We start from the raw sequence: 26,496 nt of genomic DNA, 5'->3' as shown, positions 1-26,496 counted from the left end.
ACTCCATGGCAGCGAGGTGCCGGGGAGGGTACTGACTAGGTAAATCGGGGGAGTTCATGGCGCCTAAGCCAATTGGGCAGACGGACTGGTTCGGGCATGCGATCGACGAGATGCGGTCGGTGTGCGCGAGCATGGCGCCGAGTTCGGCGGAAGCAGACGCTGAGGCGATCAGGTTGATCGCGGCGAGGATCAGGGCAGCGTCGGACACCTACTACGCCACGCTGGGGCGGCTGTATCCGGAAGGGGAATTCCATGGTGAGTCGGTCACCGGCTCGCGGCACGCGACGATGGATGCGATTCGCCACATGGACGACTCCGCATCGGTGGGAATGCAGATAGCAGACCAGATCTCGGCCATCTCAAAGATCCTGTCGCAGACACAGGGCAGCGTCGCCGACCTCGACGCCCAGTACGGCGGCAATGCTGCCAGTGTCGCTCGGCAGGTACTGCAACAATCCGAACTGGCCACCACGATGACCGACATCTATAGCAACCCGGTCATCGGCGCCAACGGCTCGCTACCCGAATACACCGGCGTACCTCTGCCACAGCTGGGGGCCGACTTCCAACCGATCAACACCCATCCAGCCGGCCTCAACGGCAGCGGTTCGGGCAGCGGCGACAACTCAGGGCTACTCGGAGGAGTTGGTGGCGCCAACAACACAGCGGGCGCAGCAGGTCCCGCTGGGCCTGGAAGCCCCACCGGTGGACAAGAAACCTTCCGCGGCGACCCGGTAGAAGACAAACCACTCTCACTCGGTGACGTGGGCCAAACCGAGCCTGCACATGCCGGCGGATCAACACCAGGTCCGCTCAACGGGGCTTTCGGGTCGCCGATCGCCGGACAAGTAAACGGGGCCGGCGCGACCGGCGCTGCGACGAACTCCGCTCGGACCCGGCCGGGGACTGCGGGCGCAGGAACAGGTGGGGGGACTGGGACTGGAGCGCGCGGCGGCGGAGGACTCGGAGCAAACGGTGCAGGTGGCGGAGTCGGCGCCGGTGCCGACCCGAAATCGCTTGCCGCACGCTCGGTTACGCCCCTCGCGACGCCAACCGCCGGTGGCGGGCCCATGCCAGGATCCGGCCCGACCACGTCGACTCGTGGCGGTTCACCGATGATCCCGCCGGGCGCAGCCGGACGGGGCGCGGGCAGAGACAAAGAAGGCGAACACCGCGCACCTTCCTACCTGCACACCCGCGAGAACGCCGAGGAAATCATCGGGCGTCTTCCGCTGGTGGGACCACCCGTCCTCGGCGACTGGGCCAGGCCGGGCGAGGCCGACTCGACCGCGGTGCCGGGAACAGGTACGAATCCGGGAGCGGACAGCCCCAACGCGAACGACCCTGACACCACTGACGGAACCTGACAGAACCTGACAGGACCTGAGGTCAGGCCAGGTCGTAGCTACGCTCGACTGCTTTGTTCCACTCGGAGAATCGCTGATCCCGGTCCTCTACTGCCATGGACGGTTCCCAGGACTTGTCTTGCATCCAGTTGTCGCGGATGTCCTGCTCGGTACCCCAGTAGCCCACAGCCAATCCGGCCGCATACGCCGCACCGAGAGCCGTGGTCTCGCTGACAACCGGACGTACCACGGGAACGCCGAGGATGTCCGACTGGAACTGCATGAGCAGCTCGTTGACCACCATGCCTCCGTCCACCTTCAGGGTCGACAACTCGACGCCGGAGTCGGCCTGCATGGCCTCGATCACCTCGCGGGTCTGAAACGCGGTGGCCTCCAAGGCCGCCCGCGCGATGTGGCCCTTGTTCACGTACCTGGTCAAACCCACGATCACGCCCCGGGCATCGGGCCGCCAACGCGGAGCGAACAAACCGGAAAAGGCGGGCACGAAGTAGGCACCGCCGTTGTCCTCCACGGTCTGCGCCACCGTCTCGATTTCGCCTGCGGCACTGATCAGTCCGAGATTGTCCCGCAGCCACTGCACCAGCGAACCCGTCACGGCTATCGAGCCCTCCAGGGCGTACACGGGCCGCTTGTCGCCGATCTTGTAGCACACGGTGGTGAGCAATCCGTGGCTGCTTCGGACGACCTCCTCGCCGGTGTTGAGGAGGAGGAAATTGCCTGTGCCGTAGGTGTTCTTCGCTTCGCCGGGCTCCAGGCACGCCTGGCCGAACGTCGCAGCCTGCTGATCGCCCAAGATGCCCGCGATCGGCACGTCGGCGAGGGCCCCACGCTCGCGTACCCGTCCGTACACCTGCGACGAACTGCAGATCTCGGGCAGGAGACTCATCGGAATCTGCATCTCGGCACAGATCTCCTCATCCCACTGCAGGGTCTCGATGTCCATCAGCATGGTCCGCGACGCATTGGTCACATCGGTGAGGTGGCGACCTCCGTCTGGACCTCCGGTCATGTTCCACACCAGCCAGGTATCCATTGTGCCGAAACACAATTCACCGGCCTCGGCACGTCGGCGGGCGTCATCGACGTTGTCGAGAATCCAGCGGATCTTGGGCCCGGCGAAATAGGTGGACAGGGGGAGGCCGGTGCGCTCCTGATACCGGGCGGCACCGTGATCGCCGCCGAGTTTCTCACAGAGTGCCGCGGTCCTGGTGTCCTGCCACACGATGGCGTTGTAGATCGGCTCACCGGTCGCGCGATCCCACAGCAGCGTCGTCTCACGCTGATTGGTGATGCCTACGGCGTGGATGTCCGCGGTGGACAGATCTTCGGCGGCCATCGCGGCCGCGGTCACCCGCCGGGCGTTGCGCCAGATCTCCGCGCCGTCATGCTCCACCCAACCGGACTTCGGGAAGATCTGCTGATGCTCGATCTGCTCAGAACTGATCACTCGCCCGGCGTGATCGAAGATCATGCAGCGGGTGGAGGTGGTGCCCTGATCGATGGAAGCGATGTAACCGGTGCTTTTGCTCACAGGAACGAGTTTCGCATGACCATCCGCGCAGATTGTCTACTTGGACACGGCCGGACCGCTTGCGGTGGCGGACCGGTTACCAGCGGGTAGCGTTGTCGGCGGTAGTCCGGCCGGTTCGCCCCGCTTCGGAGTTCGCGGCGGCAGGTGATCGACCCGTGACCAGAGGAGATAGCGATGAGCGCAGCGGCATTCGACCCCGATCGACCGTCCGACCTGGGCCCTCGATACCGGGAGAACTCCTGGCAACGGCTGTCCACAGAGCTGTTCGACGTGGTGGTGGTCGGCGGTGGCATCGTCGGTGCGGGCACTGCGCTCGACGCCGCGACCCGCGGTCTGCGCGTGGCCCTCGTGGAAGCCCGCGACATCGCCTCGGGAACGTCGAGCCGCTCGTCGAAGATGTTCCACGGTGGATTGCGATACCTCGAGCAACTCGAGTTCGGCCTGGTGCGCGAGGCGCTCCATGAACGCGAGCTGTCGCTGAGCACGCTGGCGCCGCACCTGGTCAAGCCCCTACCGTTCCTGTACCCACTGAGTCACCGTGTCTGGGAACGGCCGTACGTGGCCGCCGGCCTGTTCCTGTACGACTCACTCGGTGGAGCCAAATCCGTTCCAGGACAACGTCATGTGTCGCGGTCGGGCGCGCTGCGGATTGCCCCTGCGCTCAAACGCAACTCGCTCACCGGTGGAATCACCTACTACGACACCGTGGTCGACGACGCACGTCATACCTTGACAGTGGCCCGCACCGCATCGCATTACGGCGCCGTCATCCGAACCTCCACCCAGGTCACGGGTTTCCTGCGCGAGGCCGACCGGGTGAGCGGAGTCCGCGTGCGCGACACCGAGACCGGTGAGACCGCCGACATCCGCAGCCACTGCGTGATCAACGCCTCCGGTGTCTGGACCGACGAGATCCAGGCTCTGTCGAAGCAGCGCGGGAGATTTCGGGTCCGCGCGTCCAAGGGCGTCCACATCGTCGTCCCACGGGACCGCATCGTCAGCGAATCGGCCATCATCCTGCGCACCACCACGTCGGTGCTGTTTGTCATCCCCTGGGAGACGCACTGGATCATCGGGACCACCGACACCGACTGGAATCTCGACCTCGCGCACCCCGCGGCAACCCGCGCGGACATCGACTACATCCTGCAGAAGGTGAACGAAGTGCTGGTCACGCCGTTGACCCACGACGACATCGAAGGCGTCTACGCGGGCCTACGGCCGCTGCTGGCGGGCGAGAGCGACGAGACGTCGAAGCTGTCCCGCGAACACGCGGTGGCCGAGGTCGCGCCTGGCCTCGTCGCCATCGCCGGTGGGAAATACACCACCTACCGGGTGATGGCCGCCGACGCGGTGGACGCGATCACCGACTTCATCCCGGTGCGGGTCGCACCGTCGGTCACCGACAAGGTTCCGCTGGTCGGGGCCGAGGGCTACCACGCCCTGATCAACCAGTGCGATCAGCTCGGGCAGCGATTCGGCCTGCATCCCTACCGCATCCGGCGCCTGCTGAACCGCTACGGGTCGATGATCGATGAGGTGTTGTCCTACGCCAAGAAGGACTCGAGCCTTCTCGAACCCTTGGCCGCCGCGCCCCAGTATCTGCGGGTCGAAGTGGTCTACGCGGTGGTCAGCGAAGCCGCACTGCACCTCGAAGACGTGCTGGCCCGTCGGACACGGATTGCCATCGAATACCCGGACCGCGGTGTGAAGAGCGCACGCGAGGTTGCCGATCTCGTTGCGCCACTGCTTGATTGGGACAGCGACCGTACCGACTTCGAGGTGCAGACCTATCTCGCGCGTGTCGAGGCGGAGGTGGCATCGCAGCGGCAACCCGATGACGAATCCGCCGATGCCCTGCGTGCCGCCGCGCCGGAGTCGCGCGCCGAACTGCTCGAACCTGTGCCGGTCCCGGACTGACCGCCTGCCGCCACGACGTCAGTCGGCGGGCTCGTACCGCAACAAGGTGACGTCGTCATCGGGGTAGTCGAAGAACACCGGCTTGACCCGCATACCGATGTGAATCTCTGCGGGGTCGACGTTGACCAACTCGGTGGATACCCGCGGTCCCTCGTCCCACTGCACCACGGCGAGTAGCTGCGGCACGGAGTCGGCGAAGTGCGGAGAGACCGGTTTACGCGCGATGGTGAACGTGTACAGCGTTCCCAGGCCGGAGATCTCTCTCCACTCGAGATCATCGGCCAACGTCCCCGGCGCCAAGATCCGGGGATAGAACACGTGCCGACCCAACGAGGGCGAGTACTGGATCCGGATCTTGTGTTCGGACAGTGCCTCCCAGAAAGGGGCACTCACAGGGGTTTTCACCGGCATCGGCTTGGCGAACGTCATGAGGTCATCTCTTCCTAGTCGCCCTGCAGTACGAGTGTGGTCTGTTCGCCCATCACGCCGCCGTTGCCGGAGACGAAAGCCCGGTTGCAGTCGGGCACCTGGGCCGCACCCGCACGACCCATGATCTGGCGCGTCGCGTCGCATACGTGGTGCATGCCGCCCGCGAGGCCGGCCTGACCGAAACCCAGTTGTCCTCCCGCGGTGTTGAGCGGGAAGTCGCCCCGGAACGTCAGGTCGTGCGAGTTCACGAACTCCATGCCCTTGCCCTTGTCGCAGAATCCCGCGTCTTCCAAGCTCATCAACACGGTGATGGTGTAGCAGTCGTAGATCGACACCATGTCCATGTCGGAGCGGTTGAGCCTGCTCATGTCGAACGCTGTTTCGGCGGCTCGGGCGATCGGGCTCTCCAAGAGGTCCTCGGCATACGTCGGTGTCTTGTACGCGACGTGCTCGCCGAAACCCTTGATCCACACCGGGCGGTTCTTGCTCCGACGGGCCAGGTCGGCCGATGTCACCAGAACCGCGGCGCCGCCCGAACAGGGCATCACGATCTCGAGCCGACGCAACGGGTCGGCGATCATCGGGCTCGCCAGAACGTCCTCGATGGTCAGCGGCTTGTCGTGGAACACCGCATCGGGAGTGTTGTTGGCGTTGACGCGCTGATCCACCACGATCTTGGCCATCGCTCGCTCGTCGTAGCCGTAGACCGATCGATACAGCTGCGCGATCTGGCCATACGGGCCGTTCTGGCCCAGGTTGCCGAACGGGATGTCGAACTCTGCTTGCGGTGAGCCGAACCGGTTCGACGACGAGCCGTAGAGCAGGATGTCGGTCAGGCTGTCGGGCAGCGGCTTCTTCTCGTTGTACGGCACCCCGTAGTCAGCGGGGATCACGCACAGAACAGCCTGGCAGATACCCAGTTCCACGGCGGCGGCAGCACGCCAGACCATTGCCGCGGCCGACGCGCCACCGAGGTCGACGGTCTCCGCGAAGTTGATTCGCGCACCGAGGTATTCGGCAATGGTGGACGGTACGAACATCTCGGACTCGAGCAGTGTGGACGTGACGATTCCGTCGATCTCTACACCGGTGAGACCCGCATCAGCGATCGCAGCCGCGCCCAGCGTTGCCCACTGCTCCAAGGTGAAGCGCGGCGTACGAGTCGAGACCTTTTGCGGCGCAAGCTCTTGGAAACCGACCACTGCGGCATCGCCCCGAAAACCCATGGATACTCCTGCGCGTCAGATCGGAAGGTGGAAGTCTTCCGGCAAACGTACTAGAACTCGAATCTAGTTTTCAAGGGAGGGGTCGACGGGCGCGCCGAACAGGAAGTCGATGAAGCGATTGCACAGGCGGTAGACGTCGTCCATGGATCCCTCGTTGTACACCGTCCCGGTGAGCACCGTGTTGATGATCGACCACAGCATGATCGCCGCATCCTTGGCTGCCTCGGGTCCCAATCGCGCGAAGTCGTCGGCCAACGTGTGCTGGCAGACCTCGAAGAATTGCGCAAGCAACGCCTTCGCGTTGGGGTCGGCACTGGACTGCAAGATGACGTGCACCTTGAAGAAGTGCGGTCGTCGCTCGAACGACGAGATGACGGCGTTCATCTTCGCGCGGATCTGGTGCTCGGACAATTCCTCGCCCGACCTCGCATAGGCGGGTGCCGCCCAATCGAGCAGTACCGCGGCGTAGAGATGCTCCTTGGACGAGAAGTACCGGTACAGCGTGCCCAATGCGACGCCGGCTCCATTGGCCACGTCGCGGATCTGGATCTGTTCGTACTCCTGCTCTTTGAGGGCGGCATTGGCAGCCTTGATGATCCGCAGGCGGCGAGCCTGCTGCCAGGCGGGCAGCTCCGAACTGAGCGTTGCCGCTGCAGTTGTCGTTGCCTGTTGCGTCATGGTCATCCTTCAGTGGTGCGTCCCGGCCCGGGTACAGCCTAAAACGCCCGACCCGGTAGCACGTGCATCACCGGCCACTTCCGCATGCGAGTTGTCATCCGGTGCGGCGCAGCCGCAGGCCGCGAGGCGTGGCCGAGAAGCCGCTTTCCCGGAGATGCTCGGCGAGGTCACCGGTCAGAACGGGTTCTCCGTTGACCTTCTCCACATACAGCCGATCGACCTGTCCTCGGATGACCACCCGTGCCAGAGCAGAGGTGGCTGCGGCGAGGCTGTCGGAGTCCTCGCTGAACGTGAGCACTGTTTTTCCGCCGCGTTCGACGAACAGCACGAGGTCGCCGTCGACCAGCACCACCAGCGCACCCGGCTTGCGGCCGGGGCGATGGCCTTCTTTCTGTGGCGGCCAGCCCAGTGCGGAACCGTACGGATTGGCCGGGTCGGTCGCGGCGAGGGCGATGGCGGACTGACCGATGGTTTCTACCTCGTCGCGTAGTCGGTCGACGGTGGTGGTGGCGGCAAACTGCGCACCGCCGAGTCCGTCGATGTAGTAGCCGCGGCGCACCTTGCCGCTGTCTTCGAACCCGGTGAGGGCCTTGTAGACACGCGAGAAGCCCCCTTCTACTCCTTCGGTCATCACCGCTCCCTTGGTGACGACGCCATAGCGGTCCAGCAGCGTCGAGCACTGCGCGGCGATGGCCAACGTGGGGTCGCCCAGCGGCGGGGGCAGGACAAACCATCGCCCCGTCATCGACATCGGCGCAGTACGGGGAGTGCGCGCAAATCTGCGCCGCCCGCGGTGAGCCGGTACGCCCCGGACGGCCCCGGGTTTACGGCCCGGTCCGAGGAGAGCGCGTACCGGTGAGAACGTGTCGTTGCTGATGCGACCCGCCCACGCCAGGTCCCACAAGGCCATCTCGAGGTCCGACCCCAGCGGCGCGACACCGTCGACGGACAGCGAGTCGCTCAACTGCCGGAAGAAGAAGGCGCCGCCCGGAGCAAGTTGGTCCAGCACTCGCTGGTGCAGATCGCCCATGTCGATCTCGGTGGGCGCGGGGAGGCTGTCCTCGGCGAGATCGGCGGGGTGCAGACTGATCCAGCCGTCGGAGCCGGACAACCGACCGTGCCCGGCCCACAGCACCTCGCCGCCTGCAGTGAGCTCGTCGAGCATGTCGGGCCGGTAGTCGGACACCCGGGCGGGCAGGATCAGTGACTCCCACGCCGACGCCGGGATGGGAACCCCGGCCAGCTGGTCGATCACCGCAGACACCCCGTCGATGCCGCGCAGACGCGTGCGGTCGGTGACGTGCTGCCAGCCGGTGACGAATCGCGCGTAGGTCTGGTGACTGACGGGAGCTATCTCCGCCCGGCTCGCCGCGAGCGAGGCCCGGCGCAATCCGGACAGGACCTCGGTGTTGCACCATTGCTCGCCGCTGCGCAGGGTGCCGGCGGGTTCGGGCCGGAAGTCGCCTTCGACCACCCGTCGCTGGCCGGCCAGCCGGACCAGGGTGTCTCGCACAACAGCGACGCCCAGTCCCAGCGCCTCCGCGACATCAGCTGCGACGAACGGGCCGTGGGTGCGCGCGAACCGGCCGACGAGGTCGCCGAGCGGATCGTCGACAGGGTCGAGAAACGCCATCGGAAGGCCTTGCGGTGGCGGGATCCCGAGCCCGTCCCGCAACCGGCTGGCATCTTCGGCGGCGGCGAACCAGACGATGTCTCCGCCGCGGGAGACCTCGATGGCCCGGCCGGCGCCGACCAGCTCGGTGAGCAGCTGGCGTGAATCGTCGCCGGTGTAGCGAAGTGCCACAGCGTCTGCGGTGAGTGGACCGAGCCAGCGTAAGAGGTCGGCAATGCCCTCGGCATCTTTCGCCTGCCGGTCCGGATGCAGGCGTTGGAGCTTGGCCTCGGTGTCGGCGATGACGTTCTGGTCGAGCAACTCTCGCAGGTCGACGCGCCCGAGCAGCTGCGCCAGCAGCGCGGTGTCGAGGGACAGGGTGGCGGCGCGACGCTCGGCGAGCGGGGCGTCGTCGGCGTACATGAACGCGCCCACGTAGCCGAACAGCAACGAGGAGGCCATCGGAGACGGCGTCTCGGTCTCGACCTCGATGACCCGCAGACGCCGATTCTGGATACGCGTGAGCATGTCGACAAGGGCCGGCAGGTCGTACACGTCCTGCAGACATTCGCGGAACGCCTCGAGGATGATGGGGAACTGCGGGTATTTCCTTGCCACATCCAGCAATTGGGCACTGCGCTGACGTTGCTGCCACAGCGGCGCACGCTTGCCGGGGTTGCGCCGGGGCAGTAGCAGTGCCCGGGCAGCGCACTCGCGGAACCGTGAGGCGAACATGGCCGAGCCGCCCAGCTGCTCGGTGACGATCTGCTCGATCTCGTCGGGCTCGAAACTGAACAACGACGCACCGGGTGGCTGGTCGTCGGTGTCGGGGAGTCTGACGATGATGCCGTCGTCGGCGGCCGAGACCGCCCCGTCGATGCCGTAGTCCTGCTGCAGACGTGCGGTGACGGCACTCGCCCACGGCGCGTGAACCCTCAGGCCATAAGGGGAGTGCAGGATCACCCGCCAGTCGCCGAGCTCGTCGCGGAAGCGTTCGACCAACAACGTGCGGTCGGTGGGCAGGTGGCCGGTGGCCGCCTGCTGTTCGGAGATCAGCTGCGCCAGATTGTCTCGGGCGAAGGCATTGAGGCCGAGGCGCTCGGCGTGGTCGGCCATCTTGTCCGTGCTGCTGAGCTCGCCGACGAACTTACCGATGGCGGCTCCGAGTTCGGCCGGTCGGCCGATGCTGTCGCCGTGCCAGAACGGCAGCCGGCCCGCCTGTCCGTACGCCGGGGTGACCAGCACCCGGTCGTGCGTGATCTCCTCGATCCGCCAGCTGGTCGCGCCGAGGGCGAAGACGTCGCCCACCCGGGACTCGTAGACCATCTCCTCGTCGAGTTCGCCCACCCGCGTTTGCTTTTCGCCCACCATGTACACGGCGAACAGCCCGCGGTCCGGGATCGCGCCGCCAGAGGTGACCGCGAGACGCTGAGCACCGGGACGTCCGGTGATCGTGCCCTTGGCGCGGTCCCAGACCACTCGCGGTCGCAGTTCGGCGAACTCGTCGGAGGGGTAACGGCCGGACAGCAGATCCAGGGTGGCGTCGTAGACCGGACGGGGCAGCGTGGCGTAAGGCGCACTGCGACGGACGGTTTGGTACCACTCGTCGACGTCGATGCTGCCCGTCGCGCACACCGCGACGGTCTGTTGCGCCAGTACGTCGAGCGGATTTGCAGGAACGACCAACTCTTCGATGAGTCCGTCGGTCATCCGCTCGACCGCCACGGCGCACCGCAACAGATCGGTGCGGTGCTTGGGGAACAGCACACCCTGACTGATCTCGCCCACCTGGTGCCCGGCACGACCGATCCGCTGCAGGCCGCTGGCTACGGACGGCGGAGCCTCCACCTGGATGACCAAGTCGACAGCACCCATGTCGATGCCGAGTTCGAGACTGCTCGTGGCCACCACACACCGCAGGCGGCCCGACTTGAGGTCGTCCTCGATCTGTCCGCGTACCTCTTTGCTCACCGAGCCGTGGTGGGCCCGAGCGAGCAGGGGCTCGGCACCTTTGCTGGCGCCACTGCCCATCACCTGAGCCGGCGCACCGCCGGGCACCCGCGGATTGGACGCGGGCTCCGGTGCCTGCCCGAGCCGGGTGGCATGGACCTCGTTGAGGCGGGCCGTGAGCTGCTCGGCCAGGCGGCGGGAGTTGGTGAAGACAATGGTGGATCGGTTCTTCTCGATGAGGTCGACGATCGAGCTCTCGACATACGGCCACAGCGATCCGGCGGCCGGAGCGGAGGCCTCGTCGTCGATCTCGTCGCCGCCGGCGATCACCGGGATGTTGGTCATGTCCGCGACAGGGACGTCGACCGAGAGGTCGAACGTCTTGGACGCCGGCGGCTGCACGATCGTGTAGGGCCGGCTGCCGGAGAGGAATCCCGCGACACGTTCGGGTGGCCGGACCGTCGCCGACAACCCGATGCGTTGTGCCGGGTTCTCGAGCAGGGCGTCGAGACGTTCGAGCGACAACGCCAGATGTGTGCCCCGCTTGGTGCCCGCCACGGCGTGCACCTCGTCGACGATGACCGTCTGCACCGAGGTGAGGGTGTCGCGCGCCGACGACGTGAGCATCAGGAAGAGGGATTCGGGGGTGGTGATCAGGATGTCGGGTGGCGTCCGGAGCAACTGACGGCGCTGCGCGGCCGGGGTGTCGCCCGATCGCACGCCCACCGTGATCTGGGGGACAGGCAGGTTCAGCTCCTGCGCGGCCCGGGTGATCCCGATCAGGGGTGCGCGTAGGTTGCGCTCGACATCGACGGCAAGGGCCTTCAGTGGTGACACGTAGAGAACGCGTGTGCCGGCGGACTTGGCGCCGTCGGGAGTGGGGTCGGCGCCCAGACGATCGAGTGCCCACAAGAATGCCGACAGTGTCTTGCCCGAGCCGGTGGGCGCCACGACCAGGGTGTTCTGGCCGTCCGCGATGGAGTTCCATGCCCCGAGCTGTGCCGATGTGGGTGCGGGGAAGGCCGCGTCGAACCAGGCACGAGTCGGCGCTGTGAAGCGCGCCAACACCTGCTGGGCGCTGGGCACGCCGGATACCGAGGTGGGGGACTTGCGGGCGGCCATTGCTCCATGATCCATGACGGGTCTGACATGTCGGGAGAAGCCGCCGACCGGGTGACTGCAGACGGGCAATCATTCGGCGGGTCGGTGTTGACCGGGCAAAACGCCGCGGAATAGAGTCAGCGCACGTCGTGCGAACGGGAAATCCGGTGCAAATCCGGAGCGGTCGCGCCACTGTGAGCTGATCTCAACCCACCGGGGTGGAGCCGCAAGTCAGGGGACCGGGGCACGACACCCACCAGGTCGACGCGGGGCGCGCATCCCGCGAGAGGAGATATCAATGTCGAGTTCTTCGGTCTCGCAACCGGTTTCGAGTGCCCCCACGTTGGCCGTCGCGGTCCCGGATGTGTCGGTCGTGAACGCCGCACTCTGGCTGACCGCCACCACCATGGTCGCGTCTCTCGCCTACTACTTCCTCGGCTTCGACCAGGGCGCGGTGTCGGTGTTCGGCAGCGACACCCATGTCCACGAGTACATCCACGACGCCCGGCACTTCCTCGGCTTCCCCTGCCACTGAGCAGGCGAACACGTGGAAAAGAAGTTCATCGGCGCCGGACTGCTCTCAGGTCTGGTCGCCGGAATCGTCGCGTTTGTCTTCGCCCGGATCTACATCGAGCCCCTCGTCGACCGTGCCGTCGGATATGAGGAAGGCCGATCGCACGCCGAACTCGAGCTGACCGGCGGATCTCACACGCACGACCACGAGTTGTTCTCCCGGACCGTGCAGCAGAACTTCGGCGCCGGTGTGGGGTCGGTGGTGTTCGGCCTGATCATCGGGGCGTTCTTCGCCGTTGCCTTCACTGTTGTGTGGGCCTACGTCGGCCGGCGGTACCCGACAATCGATCCACGGACGGTGGCAGCTCTGCTCGCAGTCTGCGGATTCGTCGCGGTGTATCTCATCCCGTTCAGCGCGTACCCCGCGAATCCGCCCGCGGTGGGTGATGACGACACGATCGGATCGCGCAGTGGCGCGTACCTGACGATCCTGCTGCTGTCGGTGGGCTTCATGATCGCCGCAGCGGTGCTGGCGTTCTGGCTGGCACCGAAGATCGGCGGCTTGTACGCGGCAGTGGTGGCAGGCGTTGCGTATCTGGCCGCGATCGCTGTCACGGTGGTTGTGTTGCCGAGTTTCGACGAGGTGCCGGGCCCACTCATGGACGGTCAGTCGATGGTCTTCCCGGGGTTCCCGGCCGATCTGCTCGGCGACTTCCGGTACTACTCGGTGATCAACCAGGTCATCTTGTGGGCGGTACTCGGCCTCGGGTTTGCGCTGTCGCTCAACTGGATCGGTAAACGGACCGCTCGCGGGGCCGGTGCGGGTGCTCGCGCTGGGGCGGAAGGCGGAGCCCGCCCGACATGACGGGCGTACCCCCACTGGATCTCACAGTGATCGTGGCCGCACGAACGGGCCCGAACGCCACGTTGACCTTCGGTTCGCATGACGAGCCGCTGGACGTCCGCGGACAGGCCGATGCCACGGGTCTGCGCCTGCACTCGGGCGCGAAAGTCGTTGTTGCTCCAGATGTTTCTGCACGCGACACGGCGAGGTTGATGGGCGCGCAGGACGCAGACGTGGAACCGGGACTGCGGGCCATCGACCTGGGCCGGTGGGCCGGCCTGCGGCCCGATCAGGTCGATCCCGTCGAACTCGGTCAGTGGTTCGCCGACCCGGCAGCGGCGCCGCATGGCGGCGAGAGTGTAGTCGATTTTGTTGGGCGCCTTGCTGAGTGGCTACAGGACCGAGGCGGCGACGATGTCGCAGTGGTCGTCGCCGGCGGTACCGCGCAGGGCATTGTCGCGGCTGCGATCGGAGCGGACTTCTTCGGCATCGAGGTCCAGCCTGCAGATGTGATCCGCCTACGTCGTCGCGGTGGCCGCTGGCGTCTGCGGCCGGGCGTTCGGGAATCGGTGAACCGCCTCGAAAAGTGATCTCGGATTCTAGTGTTGGTAAAGAACGTCGACATCCGAGGGGAATCTGCATGTACGAGTGGTCCGAAGAAGATCTGATGGTGCGTGATGCCGTGCGCGGCTTCATCGACAAGGAGATCCGTCCGCACATCGATGAGCTCGAGACGGGCGTCCTTCCGCCCTACGACATCATCCGGAACTTGCTCAAGACCTTCGGCGTGGATGCGATGGCGACCGATGCCTTGGACAAGGAGTTCGCCAGGGATGAAGCGGTGGCCCGCGGGGAAGCCGAGCCCAAGACGGGTTCGGGCGGCGGCGCGGGGATGACATCGATGGGCGCCATCCTCAACATCGAACTGTCGGGCGTGAGCCTGGGCATCGTCGCCTCCATGGGTGTGAGTCTCGGACTCACCCCGTCGACGATCCGATCCAAGGGCACGCTCGCCCAGAAGAAGCGGTGGCTGCCCGACCTGGTCACCATGAACAAGGTGGGCGCCTGGGCGATCACCGAGCCGGATTCCGGATCGGATGCATTGGGTGGGATGAAGACCACCGTCCGGCGAGACGGCGACAACTACATCCTCAACGGTCAGAAGACATTCATCACCAACGGCCCGTTCGCGGACACCGCGGTGGTCTTCGCCAAGCTCGACGACGGTGATTCGTCGGTCGAGCGGCGCCAGCGCAAGGTCTTGACCTTTGTCCTCGACAAGGGCATGGAGGGCTTCACCCAGGGCAAGCCGTTCAAGAAGATGGGCATCATGTCGTCGCCCACGGGCGAACTGTTCTTCGACAACGTGAAGCTCGACAAGGATCGGCTCCTCGGCGAGACGGAGGAGGTCGGTGCCAAAGGCGGCGGCGAGGGTGCCAAGGCCGGATTTGTGCTCGAACGTGTCGGTATCGCCTCGCTGTCGCTCGGCATCATCAACGAGTGCCAGCGACTCTGCGTCGAATACGCCAAGCAGCGCACCCTGTGGGGCAAGCCCATTGCCGATCTACAGCTCATCCAGCTCAAGCTGGCCGAGATGGAGGTCGCCCGGATCAATGTGCAGAACATGGTGTTTCATGCTCTCGAACGATCGCAGGCGGGCAAGCCGGTGGACCTCGCCGAGGCGTCGGCGATGAAGCTCTACTCGTCGCGAACGGCAACCGAGGTCGCGATGGAAGCCGTGCAGTTGTTCGGTGGCAACGGCTATATGGCCGAGTACCGGGTCGAGCAACTGGCCCGTGACGCGAAGTCGCTGATGATCTACGCAGGCAGCAACGAAGTGCAGATCACCCACGTTGCCAAGGGTGTCTTGGCGCGTTAGTTCTTCTGGACCAAGCCCACCTCCGCCCGGGAATTGAAGAACTCGGGTCCGGAGGTGGGCTTCTCCAGTTGTGCGACCAACTTACAAACAGACTGGACTGTTTCTTAATTCTTCGCTAACCTCACCGATGTGGCGACCAACACACGCGTGACGGAGGAGAACGGCCAGGCTCCGTCGCAGAGTCGAACCCAGGCCGAGCGCACTTCGCAGATGCGGGCGCGACTGCTCGACGCAGCCATCTCGTGCCTCGTCGACAACGGCTATTCCGGGACCAGCACCCAGGAGATCTCTCGCCGTGCGGGTGTATCCCGCGGCGCCCAGTTGCACCACTTCCCGACCAAGGAGTCATTGGTCGTGGCGGCCGTCGAGCACCTGGTGGAACAGCGGCTGGATGAAATGCTCGGAGCTCATGCGAGTGGCGAGGCTCCCGGGGTCGAGGTATTTCTCGACGCCTTCTCGGGCCCGCTTTTCTACGCCGCCCTCGAACTGTGGATCGCAGCCCGGACCGACCCTGCGCTGCATGCAGCTGTGCTGCCGCTCGAGGCGCGGGTCAACGAGGCCATCCACACCGGTGGCGCCGCAATCTTCGGTGACCGGATGTCGCCAGAGGCCATCGAGATCAGTGTCGAACTCGCCCGTGGACTGGCGGTCTCGGCACTGTTCCGCAACGAGAAGTCCGACCGTGAGCTCCGCAAGCGGTTGATACCGATATGGGAGGCAATGGTGACCACCACATGACCGCGCTGAGTTCAGATGCGATCGAGCAGCAAGATCTTCCGGCGTACGTGCACACGTTGATCGTCGGCACCGGCTTCGCCGGCCTGGCTGCCGCACACAAGATTCTCGCCGACACCCCTGCGGCCGACGTCCTGATCATCGAGCGCGCAAGCGATGTCGGCGGGACGTGGCGAGACAACACGTACCCCGGCGCCGCATGCGACGTGCCGAGCAATCTGTATTCGTTCTCGTTCGCCCAGAGCCCGGAGTGGACGCACAACTACGCTCGCCAGCCGGAGATCTTCGCGTACCTGCGGTCGGTCGCGGACCAGCGCGGTCTGCGCGATCGCACCGTCTTCGAGTGTGAACTTCTCGGCGCACGGTGGGACGCAGACAAGTCGCGCTGGTCGGTGTCGACCTCGCGCGGGCAGATCGAGGCGCAGGTCCTGATCGCCGCCACCGGTACGCTCTCCAATCCCAGCTTTCCCGACGTCCCCGGCATCGGCGAGTTCACCGGGACGATGTTCCACAGCGCCACCTGGAACCACGACTTCGATCCGGCGGGTAAGCGCATCGCCGTTGTCGGGACCGGAGCCTCGGCGATCCAGTTCGTACCTGAATTGGCCGGTCCTGCAGCGCATGTGACGGTCTTTCAGCGGACGCCCGCCTGGATCATCCCGCGGCTCGACCGGCAGATCGGCAAGCTCGAACGCACGCTGTATCGCCTGGCGCCGTTCACCCAGCGATTCGCACGCAACAGTCTGTACTTCTACCGCGAGGCCTACGTCGTCGCCCTGGCGAAGTTCACGTTTCTGCTGCCGCTGTTCAAGCTCTTGGCCAAGAGTCAATTGCGCAAGCAGGTCAAGGATCCGGTGCTGCGTAAGAAGCTGACGCCGAAGTTCACCATCGGCTGCAAGCGAATGCTGCTCAGCAACACCTGGTTGTCCACGCTTGCGCGCGAAGACGTCACCCTCGTGGACACCGGCATGGCGGCGGTGACCGCCAACGGCGTTGTCGACGGTGCCGGCCGCGAACACGAGGTCGACGCCATCGTGTTCGGCACCGGGTTCACCGCCACCGAGCCGCCGGTGGCCAGCGTGCTCTACGGCGAACACGGGCGCACCCTTGCCGACACCTGGAACGGCAGTCCGAATGCCTATCGCGGCACCACCGTTCACGGCTTCCCTAACCTGTTCCTGATGTACGGGCCGAACACCAACCTCGGTCACAGCTCCATCGTCTTCATGCTGGAGTCGCAGGCCGCGTACATCAGCTCGGCGATCACCCAGATGCGCTCTCGCAACATCGCATCGCTGAACGTCAACCAGCGCAAGCAGGCCGAGTACAACAAGGGAATCGACGAACAACTCGAGGGCACGGTGTGGAACTCGGGCGGCTGTTCGAGCTGGTACTTCGACAAGAACGGTCGGAACTCGGTCATGTGGCCGACGTTCACGTGGGAGTTCCGACAAGCGTTGCGCTCGGCTGATCTGAGTGACTACGACCTCGGCCGCGGCACGGTGCCCGCGCCTCGACCCCGCGAAAGTGAGCCGGCATGAACGACTATGACGTGGTGGTTGTCGGATCAGGTTTCGGCGGATCGGTGGCCGCGTTACGACTGGCCGAAAAGGGTTACAAGGTGGCCGTGCTCGAGGCGGGCCGCAGGTTCACCGACGATCAGCTGCCCAAGACGAGCTGGCGACTGCGCAAGTATCTCTGGGCGCCGTGGCTGGGATGCTATGGGCTGCAACGCATCCACCTCCTACCTGACGTGTTGGTGATGGCCGGCGCGGGAGTGGGCGGCGGGTCGCTGAACTACGCCAACACGCTCTATCAACCACCGAAGCGCTTCTTCGAAGACCCGCAGTGGGGGCACATCACCGACTGGCAGGACGAGCTGAATCCGTACTACGACCAGGCTCGTCGCATGCTCGGGGTGGTGGACAACCCGCTGGTGACGGCGGCGGACAAGGTGATGCGCGAGGTCGCCGACGACATGGGGGTGGGGGACACGTTCACCACCACGCCGGTCGGCGTGTTCTTCGGCAACGGCACCGAGCGAGAGGCCGACCCGTTCTTCGGCGGGGCCGGGCCCGAACGCACAGCTTGCACCGAGTGCGGCTCCTGCATGACCGGCTGCCGGGTAGGCGCCAAGAACACATTGGTCAAGAACTATCTGCACCTCGCCGAGAACGCGGGCGTCACCGTGTTGCCCCTCACCACCGTGCGGGCAGTACGGCCCTCCGCCGACGGGTACGAAATCGTCACCCGCCGCACCGGTGCCAAACTACGGCGCAAGGACACATCGATCTTCGCCGGTCAGGTGGTCTTCGCTGCAGGCACATACGGCACCCAGAAGTTGCTGTTGGCCATGAAGGAGACCGGCGAGCTGCCGGAGCTGTCCGAGCAACTCGGGTCGGTGGTCCGCACCAACAGCGAGGCAGTGCTGGCCGCGACAGCTCGTGATCGAAAAGTCGACTACACGCAGGGCATCGCCATCACGTCGTCGTTCCACCCCGACGACCACACCCACATCGAACCGGTGCGATACGGCAAGGGCAGCAACGCCATCGGCTTGCTCCAGACCGTGCTGTCCGATGGCGGCGGGCCGGTCCCGCGCGTGTTCAAGACCATCGGGGTGGCATTGCGGCACCCGGCAGCGTTCTTCCGCAGTCTGTCCGTGCGGCACTGGTCAGAGAAGACGGTGATCGCGCTGGTGATGCAAACCGACGACAACTCGCTCGAATTGGGCTCCAAGCGGACGATTTTCGGCCGGCAGCTGACCAGTCGTCGCGGAGCGGGTGATCCGCCGCCGTCCTGGATACCCCAGGGCCACAAAGCCATCAGGTTGCTTGCCGACAAGATCGACGGAGACCCAGGTGGTTCCATCGCCGAAGTGGTCAACATCCCGATGACCGCGCACTTCCTCGGTGGCTGTGTGATCGGCGCCGACGCCGACCACGGTGTCGTCGATCCCTACCACCGCATCTTCGGGCATCCGGGTCTGCACGTGGTGGATGGCTCGGCGGTGAGCGCGAACCTCGGTGTCAATCCGTCGCTGACGATCACCGCTCAAGCCGAACGAGCGATCGCGATGTGGCCCAACAAGGGTGAGCAGGACAAGCGCCCGGGCCTCGGTGAGCCGTACCGACGCGTTGCTGCCACGGCGCCACGATCGCCGGTGGTTCCCGAAAGTGCGCCCGGAGCACTGCGCCTGCCCCTGTTCGTCACGATGCCGGAGCCCGCGAAAGGGGCATGCTGATGTGGAGTGTTGCCGAGTCGGCGATCGAGCCAGGAGACGTGCCGATCAGTTCGCCGCCGCCGTGGCCGGCTGCGGTGCGCGCCACCCTGTGGTGGCATCGGAGCACCGAGCAGGCCAAGGCCATCGGCCCGAAGGGCTCTGTCCTGCCGATGACCATCGGCATGGTCGTCGATTATCTCGATTCGCCCGTGGGTCCGTACCGGGAGATCCTGGCGAGCCCGGTACTGCGACGACCCGGCGGCGGGCTCGGCGCGCTGCCGCGAATGTCGGTGCCGTTCATCGCCGTCGACTCCGCGGCCTCGGTCCATGGCGGGCGTGAGCACTGGAGTCTGCCGAAGGTACTGGCCGAGTTCACGGGCGACGTACTCGCGGGTTCTGGTGCCGGAGGCCCGGACTGGACCGTCCAGACACAATCCGAGGGCCGTGGCCCGACATTCCCGATCAAGGGCGGTCTCGGGTTCGCCCAGCCGGTGGACGGTGCCCTGTTGCTGGCCGGGTCCAAGCTCACCGGCAAAGCGCGCTATGCCCGGGTCACCGTGCTCTCCGAGGGCCCGACGTTGTCGCAATGGCTGAAACCCGGGACCCACCACGGACTCCAGATCGTCTCCGGCCGCATGGAGACAGGGCCGGCTACCCGGCTAGCCAACTAGAGCAGAGCCCGCGCGGTGAGCGCAAAGCCTGGTCGGCCTCGGTAAAGGACCGGGTAGGCGGTCATGACCCGGGTTGGTGTGGCTGACCGTTGCTGATGGCCCGCCACACCCGTGACGGGTTCATCGGCAATTCGTACACCCGGACGCCCACCGCGTTGCGAATCGCACTCTCGAGCGCGGGGGCCACCGGGTTGTAGGGCGCCTCGCTCATCGACTTGGCGCCGAGTGGGCCGATCGAATCGTAGGTGTCGGCGAAGTACACCTCGGTCTCCGGCACATCGGCGAGTTGGGGAATGTGGTAATTGCGCAACACCTGGGTGAGCACCTGGCCCTCGTCGAGGATCATCTCCTCGTACAGGGCACTGCCGATCGCCTGTGCCGCACCACCTTCGACCTGACCCCGGCACTGCTGCGGGTTGAGCACCACTCCGGCGTCCGCGGACTGCACCGACTGCAGGATGCGCACCTCACCTGTGGCGGAGTTGACCGCAACACGAAACGCGTGGACGTTGAACGCGATCGAGCGCGGGGTGCCGTTCTGAGTGCTCGTGGCGCGCAGTGGCCCTCCGTGGACGGAGACGATCCCCGCGAGGTCGATGAACTCCGCGCCCGCCTGCACGCCTTGCGGTCCGAGGGTGCACTCGGCGACATCGGTGTCGAGTGCCCGCGCTGCAATGGCGAGGATCTCGCCGCGCAGCTGAGCGCACGCGAGTCCGAGTGCTTTGCCGGCGACCACTGTTCCGGCTGATCCGAAGGCGCCTGTGTCATAGCCGACCTCATCGGTGTCGGCCTGCCTGATCACTATCTGACCCGGTGAACACCCCAGCGCCGACGACGCGATCTGGCTGTGAACAGTGGTGGTTCCGTTTCCGAACTCTGCGGTGCCGACCGCGGCGACGTACGTGCCGTCGTCGGTCAGCGTGACCGAGACATCGGCGAAATGCCCACGCGGCGGAATGGTGGCGATCATCGCCGTCCCCATACCTTCGCCGATGTGCCACCCGGGCCGGCCTGCCACGTCCTCGCCCGCCCTGACCGGGTCAGCACGCCCCGCGATCAGCGCTTGCTCGGCCAGATCGATGCACTGGTCGAGACCGTAACTCCCGAACTCGAGGTCGCCCTCTTCGACCTCCCAGGCAACGAACTCGTCTCCGGGGACGACCACGTTACGACGGCGCATCTCGAACGGGTCGATGCCCAGTTGCGCCGCGAGTTCATCGATCGCGCCCTCGATGCCGAACGCGACCTGGCCCAGACCGTAGCCGCGGAAAGCGCCCGACGGAATGTTGTTGGTGTACACCGCTTGTGCGTCGACGTGCTTGTTGGGGCAGCGGTAGAGCACCATGGTCTCGTTGCAGGCGTGGAACATCACCCCGCTGCTGTGGTTTCCGTAGGCGCCGGCGTCGGACAGCACGGACACCGACAGCGCGGTGAGGATTCCGTCGGCGCCTGCCGCCGCCGTCACCCCCACACGCATCGGATGGCGGCACGGTGCGCGGGTGAACTCCTCGGTGCGCGTGAACTCGTATACCGCCGGGCGGCCCGTCTTCACCAGCGCGAGCACCACCACATCTTCGGTGAGCAGCTCTTGCTTGCCCCCGAAACCGCCACCCACCCGAGCGGCGTACACGCGTACGTCGTCGCCGCGCAATCCGAAGATGTGACACAGCTCGGCCCGAACCAGGAAGGGCACCTGCGTGCTGGACCGCACCACCACCCGGCCGTCATCATCTCGCCAACCGACTGCGCCGTGGGTTTCGAGGTGGGCGTGCTGGACGCGGGCCGTCTGCCAGGTACCCGAGACCACAGCGCCCCCGTTGTCGCGAGCCTGAGCAAGACCGGCATCGATGTCGCCCACCGTGCCGTCGACGGAGGCGACGAGATTGCGGGCCGGGTCCGCGATCCGCGAATCGGGCCCCTTCTCACCGTGCACCGTCGGTGTCGCGGGATCGGTGGCCACCGCCGGATCGAAGTTGGCGGGCAGCACGTCGTACTCGACCACGATGAGTTCGGCGGCGCGACGGGCGATGGTGATCGAGTCGGCGACCACTGCGGCCACGCGCTGCCCGATGAAACGCACCGTGGTGTCGAAAATATATCCGTCGTCGGGGTCGTCGTGGCGATGGTCGTGGCGCGCAGTCGAGAACGGCACCCCCGGATCGTCGAGGTACGTCAGAACTGTTCGTACTCCGGGCATCTGCTCGGCCGCCGAGGTATCGGCGGACAGGATGCGGGCGTGCGCATGTGGACTACCGAGCACCGAGATGTGGCCGACGTCGTGGGGCAATCCATCCATCGTGTACGGCTCGGTCCCGGTGACGATGCGTGGTGCGGCCGGAGCCGACACCGAGCGGCCGATCGATGGACCGGAATCTCCCGGCGACACCTTCTCGGTGCCGACCACGCCGTCGATGGCGTCGCGGATCGCTCGGTATCCGGTGCACCGGCACAGGTTGCCCTTGAGGCTGTTCGGCAGGTCGTCTCGCTGCTCCTTGTCGAAAGTGCTTGCGGTGACGATCATTCCGGCGGTGCAGAAGCCGCACTGGAAGCCGGCGGCGTCGACGAACCGCTGTTGTACCGGATGCAGATTCTCCGGCGTACCGAGCCCGGTGACCGTGGTGATCTCGGAGTCCATCACCCGGAACGCCGGAATGAGACACGAATGGTGCGGCTCTCCGTCGATCAGTACCGAGCAGGCGCCGCAATCGCCTGCGTCGCAACCCTTCTTGACCCCGAACTCACCTTGGTCACGCAGGAACGTTCGTAGACACTGTCCGGCCGAGGGCGTGGCGGCCACGTCTTCACCATTGATCTTCACAGCCCGCTCCTCACAGTCCGGCCAAGTGCGCGACGACGTCCCGGGTGAGCACTCCGGTGACCTGGTGGCGCCAATCGGCCGCCCCGTGGGCATCCGAGTAATAGGCGGCGGCCGGGACAGCGGTATCGACCTGTGCTGCCACGGCTTCGGGGTCCAAGGAGTCGGTGATCACCACATACGGGCGATCGGTCGCCGCCGTCACCGAGATCACCACGCCATCCGGTGTCCGTCGCCCGACGACCACGGCTCCGGACCGGCCGAGAGGGGACAGGGCAACCTTCCGCAGAACGGTCGGCTGGCGGAGGCCGGAGGCGGGAATCCGCACCGAGCGCAACACATCTCCCTCGTCGAGGATCGTGGTGGAGTTGCCGGTGACGAAGTGGGGGACCGTGCATCGGAGGTCGGACCCGTCCGCCTTCCAGATCAGCAGCTCCGCGTCCAGCGCCGACAACATGGAGATCATCGAACCCACCGGAAACCCGAGACAGATGTTGCCGCCGACGGTGGCGCTCTTCCAGATCTTGTACGAGGCCAGCAACGCCCGCGCGGCCTGGCGGAACACCGTGGTGGCCACCCAGTCACCGGGGTAGGCGGTGGACTGCAACGTGTCGATGGTGCAGGTGGCGCCGATGTCGAGGCCGTCCTCCGCGATCGTGAGGTCTGGCCATCGAAGTCCCCGCAGGTCGACCAGCCGGTGCAGGTGCATCTGCGGTTCACTCATGAGCCAAGTGCCGCCGGCCATCAGGCCGTCGGCGGTGGACAGGCCGGCGAGATCTGCGCGGTTCCGCGGCACCACAACGGAATCGACGGAGTGCAGGTCCATCAGCCGGCCTTCGCGATCAGGACGTCGTGCGCGGCCGCCACCTCGGCGGCGATTGCCTCGGCATCGATGGTGGTCAATTCCCCCGCCCGGACAACGGTCTTCCCGTTCACCCACAGACGTTCCACCGGGGGAACCGCGCCGAGAACGAGGGCGGCGACAGGGTCTGCGATACCGGCGTGCCCCAGGCCGTCCCGTCGCCACAGCACCATGTCGGCGAGCTTGCCGGATTCGATGGACCCGATACTGTCCTGGCAACCCAGTGCACGCGCGCCGCCCAATGTGGCCATCTCGAGTGCCTGTCGAGTGGTGAGTGCCGTCGGTCCGCCGGTGGCACGCGCCATCAACACCGCCTGATGCGCTTCTTCGAGAATGCGGCTGGATTCGTTCGAGGCCGCGCCGTCCACACCCAGGCCGACCGGGACGCCTGCCGCCAAAAGATCACGGGCGCGGGCGGTTCCAGCACCGAGGCGGCCGTTGGACGACGGGCAGTGCGCCACCGAACTCCCGGAGGTCGCCAGGGTTGTGATCGCGTGGTCGTCGAAGTGGACCCCGTGTGCAAACCAGACATCAGGGCCCAGCCAGCCGACCGTTTCCATGTACTCGATCGGTGTGCATCCGAAACGGTCTGCGGTGTAGGCGGACTCGTCCTCCGTCTCGGCCAGATGTGTGTGCAGACGTACTCGCCTCTCTCTGGCGAGTTCGGCAGAGGCGCGAAGCAGGTCGGCAGTCACCGAGAACGGTGAACACGGTGCCAGAGCGATCTTCACCATCGCATCGGGACCTGGGTCGTGCCAGCGGTCGATCGCATCTGCGCTGGCGGACATGATCTGGTCGATGGTCTCGACCACGCTGTCCGGGGGCAGCCCACCGTCCTTCTCGCTGAGGTCCATCGAGCCACGCGTGGGGTGAAAACGCAGGCCGACGGTCTGCGCCGCGATGATCTCGGCCGCCAACATGTCGCCACCCTCTTTGGGAAAGACGTAGTGGTGGTCGGTGCTGGTGGTGCACCCCGAGAGGGCCAGCCATCCGAGCGCGCCGGTTGCGGCCACGTTCACGGCCTTCTCGTCGATGCCCGCCCACACGGGATACAGCGTGGTGAGCCACTCGAAGAGGGTGTGATCAGCGGCGAGGCCGCGAGTCAGCCACTGATAGAGGTGGTGATGGGTGTTGACCAGGCCCGGGGCGAGGATGCAGCCGCGTCCGTCGACGATCTCGGCTCCGTCTGCCACCGCTGGATCGACCTTGCCGTCGATGACATCCGTGATCCGATTGCCGTCGAATACAACGGACCCGGAGGCGATCTCACGGTGGTCGGCGTCCATGGTGATGACGTAGGCGTTCTCGACGACGGTGGTCATGCTCGCCACGCTACGGCGAAAGCGTTACGGAAAAATGACATTCGAGCTGGGCGGTACCACTTGCGGGCCGGACGAATGGGGTAGAGGCTGAGTGAAATCAATTCCCGGCGAACGGATGGTTGACGATGACGGCTACGACTGTTGATCCCGCTCCGGAAAAGAGCGAACCGACCGCACTCAAACGGGTGATGGGCCCCAAGCTGCTCTTGCTGTTCATCGTCGGCGACATCCTCGGTGCGGGCGTCTACGCGGTGACCGGCAGCATGATCGACAACGTCGGCGGTATGGCCTGGCTGCCGTTCATCCTCGCCTTTGCCGTGGCGACACTGACGGCCTTCTCCTACCTCGAGTTGGTCACCAAGTTCCCGCAGTGTGCAGGCGCCGCCCTGTACACACAGAAGGCGTTCGGTATCCACTTCTTGACCTTCTTGGTCGCGTTCGCGGTGGTGTGCTCGGGCATCACCAGCGCATCCACGTCGTCGAACGTGGTGGCCGCCAACCTCCTGGCCGGGCTGAACGAATCATTCAGTGACGCCAACGGACTCGGCTGGTTCGACGTGCCGACCGGGACCACTGCTCAACTCGTGGTCGCGCTGGCATTCATGATCGTCCTGGCCCTGATCAACCTGCGCGGCGTCGGTGAATCCGTGAAGTTCAACGTGATCCTCACGCTGATCGAGATGCTGGCCCTGATCATCGTCATCGTGATCGGCTTCGTCGCCGCCGGCCGGGGAACCGGAGACGGTGACATCAGCAACCTGGTGGTCTTCGAAGACGCCAACGACAAGGGCTGGTTCCTGGCGGTGACGATCGCGACCACCATCGCCTTCTTCGCAATGGTCGGGTTCGAGGACTCGGTGAACATGGTCGAGGAGACGAAGAACCCGGAGAAGATCTTCCCGAAGGTGATGCTGTCCGGTCTCGGCATCGCCTGTCTCATCTATGTCCTGGTGGTGGTCGCGGTCATCGCGGTGCTCCCGCTGGACTTCGAGCCGGAGAACTCCGACGAGGGCATCCTGCTGTCGGTGGTGAAACTGGGCGCGCCGTCGGTCCCGATCGAAGAGATCTTCCCGTATCTGACGGTGTTCGCGGTCGCCAACACCGCGCTGATCAACATGCTGATGGCAAGCCGCCTCATCTACGGGATGGCCAACCAGCGAGTGCTGCCCCGTGGGCTCGGCAAGGTGCTGCCGGGCCGTCGTTCACCGTGGACGGCGATCATCTTCACCACGCTGCTCTCGTTCGTGTTGATCATCGTGGTGAACCAGCTGTCGGAGAACTCCGTTGTGGGTGCGCTGTCCGGCACCACCGGCCTCTTGCTGCTCTGTGTCTTCGCTGTGGTCAACATCGCGTGCCTCGTCCTCAAGCGCGGTGATGTGAAGGCGTTCTTCCGGGCCCCGGTGTGGGTGCCCGTGCTCGGTGCCGTGCTCTGTTTGTTCCTCGCCGGCCCGTGGGCGAGGACCGACGCGCAGATGATCCAGTACAAGATCGCCGGTGTGATGCTGCTGCTCGGCGTCGTGTTGTGGGGGGTGACGTGGGCGGTCAACAAGTACGAGAACCGCCCCGGCGGCTTCTATGACACCGACTCGTCGCTCGAGGACGAACCTGTCCGGAAGTGAACGACGAGTTCGTCCCCTGGCCACCCCCGCAGGTGCATACCGGGTTTCGTCTTACGCACAGATGCCATGTCCGGCGCTGTGAGGTTTCGGCCGCCCCTAGGATTCGTGAAGCTCCATCCCGGTCGCAATTCGCGACTATCCGCACCTGGTGTCGGGTCGTCATGGTGGAGTGATGGTTTCGTGGGCGATGTGGAGGTGC

19 protein-coding genes and 1 riboswitch are annotated in these 26,496 nt (G+C 65.7%); of the genes, 11 read left to right on the top strand and 8 right to left on the bottom strand.

Annotated elements, in window-relative coordinates; all coding sequences use genetic code 11:
• Nucleotides 1–56 precede the first annotated feature (56 nt).
• Nucleotides 57–1,367 carry a hypothetical protein gene (locus tag KXR83_RS04085; RefSeq protein ID WP_437423707.1) on the top strand — a complete coding sequence of 437 codons (1,311 nt, stop codon included), beginning with the start codon at nt 57–59 and terminating at the stop codon, nt 1,365–1,367.
• Nucleotides 1,368–1,389: 22 nt separating this feature from the next.
• Here KXR83_RS04085 and glpK read toward each other — a convergent pair whose 3' ends face one another.
• Nucleotides 1,390–2,877: a glycerol kinase GlpK gene (gene glpK / locus KXR83_RS04080; protein ID WP_437424435.1), complete on the bottom strand. Its 1,488-nt coding sequence runs from the start codon at nt 2,875–2,877 to the stop codon at nt 1,390–1,392.
• A gap of 195 nt (nt 2,878–3,072) precedes the next feature.
• Here glpK and glpD point away from each other — a divergent pair, with 195 nt between their 5' ends.
• Nucleotides 3,073–4,818 (top strand): glycerol-3-phosphate dehydrogenase, encoded by a 1,746-nt coding sequence (glpD, locus tag KXR83_RS04075; RefSeq protein WP_437423706.1) that lies wholly within the window; start codon nt 3,073–3,075, stop codon nt 4,816–4,818.
• Nucleotides 4,819–4,836: 18 nt separating this feature from the next.
• Here the strand turns inward: glpD and KXR83_RS04070 are convergent, their stop codons facing one another.
• The 4 genes from KXR83_RS04070 to KXR83_RS04055 all read right to left on the bottom strand — a co-directional run bounded on the left by KXR83_RS04070 (nt 4,837) and on the right by KXR83_RS04055 (nt 11,835).
• On the bottom strand, nt 4,837–5,247 hold the full coding sequence (locus tag KXR83_RS04070) for a Zn-ribbon domain-containing OB-fold protein (RefSeq protein WP_437423705.1): 411 nt from the start codon (nt 5,245–5,247) through the stop codon (nt 4,837–4,839).
• Between the two features lie 14 nt (nt 5,248–5,261).
• Nucleotides 5,262–6,473: a thiolase family protein gene (locus KXR83_RS04065; protein ID WP_437423704.1), complete on the bottom strand. Its 1,212-nt coding sequence runs from the start codon at nt 6,471–6,473 to the stop codon at nt 5,262–5,264.
• A gap of 63 nt (nt 6,474–6,536) precedes the next feature.
• Nucleotides 6,537–7,151, bottom strand: a complete 615-nt coding sequence (locus KXR83_RS04060; protein WP_437423703.1) for a TetR/AcrR family transcriptional regulator — start codon at nt 7,149–7,151, stop codon at nt 6,537–6,539.
• A 94-nt stretch (nt 7,152–7,245) separates the two neighbouring features.
• Entirely contained in the window at nt 7,246–11,835 is a 4,590-nt protein-coding gene (locus KXR83_RS04055; RefSeq protein ID WP_437423702.1) for an ATP-dependent helicase, read from the bottom strand.
• 107 nt (nt 11,836–11,942) lie between these two features.
• Nucleotides 11,943–12,072, top strand: a riboswitch (cobalamin riboswitch).
• A 40-nt stretch (nt 12,073–12,112) separates the two neighbouring features.
• Here KXR83_RS04055 and KXR83_RS04050 point away from each other — a divergent pair.
• The 8 genes from KXR83_RS04050 to KXR83_RS04015 all read left to right on the top strand — a co-directional run bounded on the left by KXR83_RS04050 (nt 12,113) and on the right by KXR83_RS04015 (nt 19,679).
• On the top strand, nt 12,113–12,349 hold the full coding sequence (locus tag KXR83_RS04050) for a CbtB domain-containing protein (protein ID WP_030171297.1): 237 nt from the start codon (nt 12,113–12,115) through the stop codon (nt 12,347–12,349).
• Between the two features lie 12 nt (nt 12,350–12,361).
• Nucleotides 12,362–13,192: a CbtA family protein gene (locus KXR83_RS04045; protein ID WP_437423701.1), complete on the top strand. Its 831-nt coding sequence runs from the start codon at nt 12,362–12,364 to the stop codon at nt 13,190–13,192.
• Entirely contained in the window at nt 13,189–13,761 is a 573-nt protein-coding gene (locus KXR83_RS04040) for a histidine phosphatase family protein (RefSeq protein ID WP_437423700.1), read from the top strand. The genes KXR83_RS04045 and KXR83_RS04040 overlap by 4 nt, the downstream gene beginning before the upstream one ends.
• Before the next feature lie 50 nt (nt 13,762–13,811).
• Nucleotides 13,812–15,050: an acyl-CoA dehydrogenase family protein gene (locus tag KXR83_RS04035; RefSeq protein ID WP_437423699.1), complete on the top strand. Its 1,239-nt coding sequence runs from the start codon at nt 13,812–13,814 to the stop codon at nt 15,048–15,050.
• 210 nt (nt 15,051–15,260) lie between these two features.
• Entirely contained in the window at nt 15,261–15,788 is a 528-nt protein-coding gene (locus KXR83_RS04030; protein WP_437424434.1) for a TetR/AcrR family transcriptional regulator, read from the top strand.
• Nucleotides 15,785–17,326, top strand: coding sequence for a flavin-containing monooxygenase (locus KXR83_RS04025; RefSeq protein ID WP_437423698.1), 1,542 nt, complete (start codon nt 15,785–15,787; stop codon nt 17,324–17,326). Before KXR83_RS04030 ends, KXR83_RS04025 begins: the two co-directional genes overlap by 4 nt.
• Nucleotides 17,323–19,029 carry an FAD-dependent oxidoreductase gene (locus tag KXR83_RS04020; RefSeq protein ID WP_437423697.1) on the top strand — a complete coding sequence of 569 codons (1,707 nt, stop codon included), beginning with the start codon at nt 17,323–17,325 and terminating at the stop codon, nt 19,027–19,029. The genes KXR83_RS04025 and KXR83_RS04020 overlap by 4 nt, the downstream gene beginning before the upstream one ends.
• Nucleotides 19,029–19,679 carry a hypothetical protein gene (locus KXR83_RS04015; RefSeq protein ID WP_437423696.1) on the top strand — a complete coding sequence of 217 codons (651 nt, stop codon included), beginning with the start codon at nt 19,029–19,031 and terminating at the stop codon, nt 19,677–19,679. The genes KXR83_RS04020 and KXR83_RS04015 overlap by 1 nt, the downstream gene beginning before the upstream one ends.
• Before the next feature lie 61 nt (nt 19,680–19,740).
• Here KXR83_RS04015 and KXR83_RS04010 read toward each other — a convergent pair whose 3' ends face one another.
• The 3 genes from KXR83_RS04010 to KXR83_RS04000 are packed head-to-tail and all read right to left on the bottom strand — an operon-like array spanning nt 19,741 to nt 24,678.
• Entirely contained in the window at nt 19,741–22,497 is a 2,757-nt protein-coding gene (locus KXR83_RS04010; protein ID WP_437423695.1) for a molybdopterin-dependent oxidoreductase, read from the bottom strand.
• Between the two features lie 10 nt (nt 22,498–22,507).
• Entirely contained in the window at nt 22,508–23,320 is an 813-nt protein-coding gene (locus KXR83_RS04005) for an FAD binding domain-containing protein (protein WP_437423694.1), read from the bottom strand.
• A complete protein-coding gene (locus KXR83_RS04000) occupies nt 23,320–24,678 on the bottom strand; it encodes an 8-oxoguanine deaminase (protein ID WP_437423693.1) in 1,359 nt (452 codons plus the stop codon). Before KXR83_RS04000 ends, KXR83_RS04005 begins: the two co-directional genes overlap by 1 nt.
• Before the next feature lie 125 nt (nt 24,679–24,803).
• On the opposite strand from KXR83_RS04000, the gene KXR83_RS03995 reads away from it, so the two are divergent.
• Nucleotides 24,804–26,297 (top strand): APC family permease, encoded by a 1,494-nt coding sequence (locus KXR83_RS03995; protein WP_437423692.1) that lies wholly within the window; start codon nt 24,804–24,806, stop codon nt 26,295–26,297.
• Nucleotides 26,298–26,496 lie beyond the last annotated feature (199 nt).

The sequence above is a fragment of the Williamsia muralis genome, assembly GCF_051487485.1.
GTDB classification, from domain to species: Bacteria; Actinomycetota; Actinomycetes; order Mycobacteriales; family Mycobacteriaceae; genus Williamsia; species Williamsia muralis_B.
Note: the sequence above shows the minus strand (reverse complement) of the source record. Positions and strands in the feature narration are given on the sequence as shown.

Excerpts from the sequence above, each read along its gene's own strand:
- KXR83_RS04000 (WP_437423693.1), bottom strand. The coding sequence starts at position 24,678 with ATGACCACCGTCGTCGAGAACGCCTACGTCATCACCATGGACGCCGAC.
- KXR83_RS04055 (WP_437423702.1), bottom strand. The coding sequence starts at position 11,835 with ATGGCCGCCCGCAAGTCCCCCACCTCGGTATCCGGCGTGCCCAGCGCC.
- KXR83_RS04060 (WP_437423703.1), bottom strand. The coding sequence starts at position 7,151 with ATGACGCAACAGGCAACGACAACTGCAGCGGCAACGCTCAGTTCGGAG.
- KXR83_RS04005 (WP_437423694.1), bottom strand. The coding sequence starts at position 23,320 with ATGGACCTGCACTCCGTCGATTCCGTTGTGGTGCCGCGGAACCGCGCA.
- KXR83_RS04020 (WP_437423697.1), top strand. The coding sequence starts at position 17,323 with ATGAACGACTATGACGTGGTGGTTGTCGGATCAGGTTTCGGCGGATCG.
- KXR83_RS04015 (WP_437423696.1), top strand. The coding sequence starts at position 19,029 with ATGTGGAGTGTTGCCGAGTCGGCGATCGAGCCAGGAGACGTGCCGATC.
- KXR83_RS04065 (WP_437423704.1), bottom strand. The coding sequence starts at position 6,473 with ATGGGTTTTCGGGGCGATGCCGCAGTGGTCGGTTTCCAAGAGCTTGCG.
- KXR83_RS04085 (WP_437423707.1), top strand. The coding sequence starts at position 57 with ATGGCGCCTAAGCCAATTGGGCAGACGGACTGGTTCGGGCATGCGATC.
- KXR83_RS04070 (WP_437423705.1), bottom strand. The coding sequence starts at position 5,247 with ATGACGTTCGCCAAGCCGATGCCGGTGAAAACCCCTGTGAGTGCCCCT.
- glpD (WP_437423706.1), top strand. The coding sequence starts at position 3,073 with ATGAGCGCAGCGGCATTCGACCCCGATCGACCGTCCGACCTGGGCCCT.
- KXR83_RS04030 (WP_437424434.1), top strand. The coding sequence starts at position 15,261 with ATGCGGGCGCGACTGCTCGACGCAGCCATCTCGTGCCTCGTCGACAAC.
- KXR83_RS03995 (WP_437423692.1), top strand. The coding sequence starts at position 24,804 with ATGACGGCTACGACTGTTGATCCCGCTCCGGAAAAGAGCGAACCGACC.
- KXR83_RS04050 (WP_030171297.1), top strand. The coding sequence starts at position 12,113 with ATGTCGAGTTCTTCGGTCTCGCAACCGGTTTCGAGTGCCCCCACGTTG.
- KXR83_RS04035 (WP_437423699.1), top strand. The coding sequence starts at position 13,812 with ATGTACGAGTGGTCCGAAGAAGATCTGATGGTGCGTGATGCCGTGCGC.
- KXR83_RS04025 (WP_437423698.1), top strand. The coding sequence starts at position 15,785 with ATGACCGCGCTGAGTTCAGATGCGATCGAGCAGCAAGATCTTCCGGCG.
- KXR83_RS04040 (WP_437423700.1), top strand. The coding sequence starts at position 13,189 with ATGACGGGCGTACCCCCACTGGATCTCACAGTGATCGTGGCCGCACGA.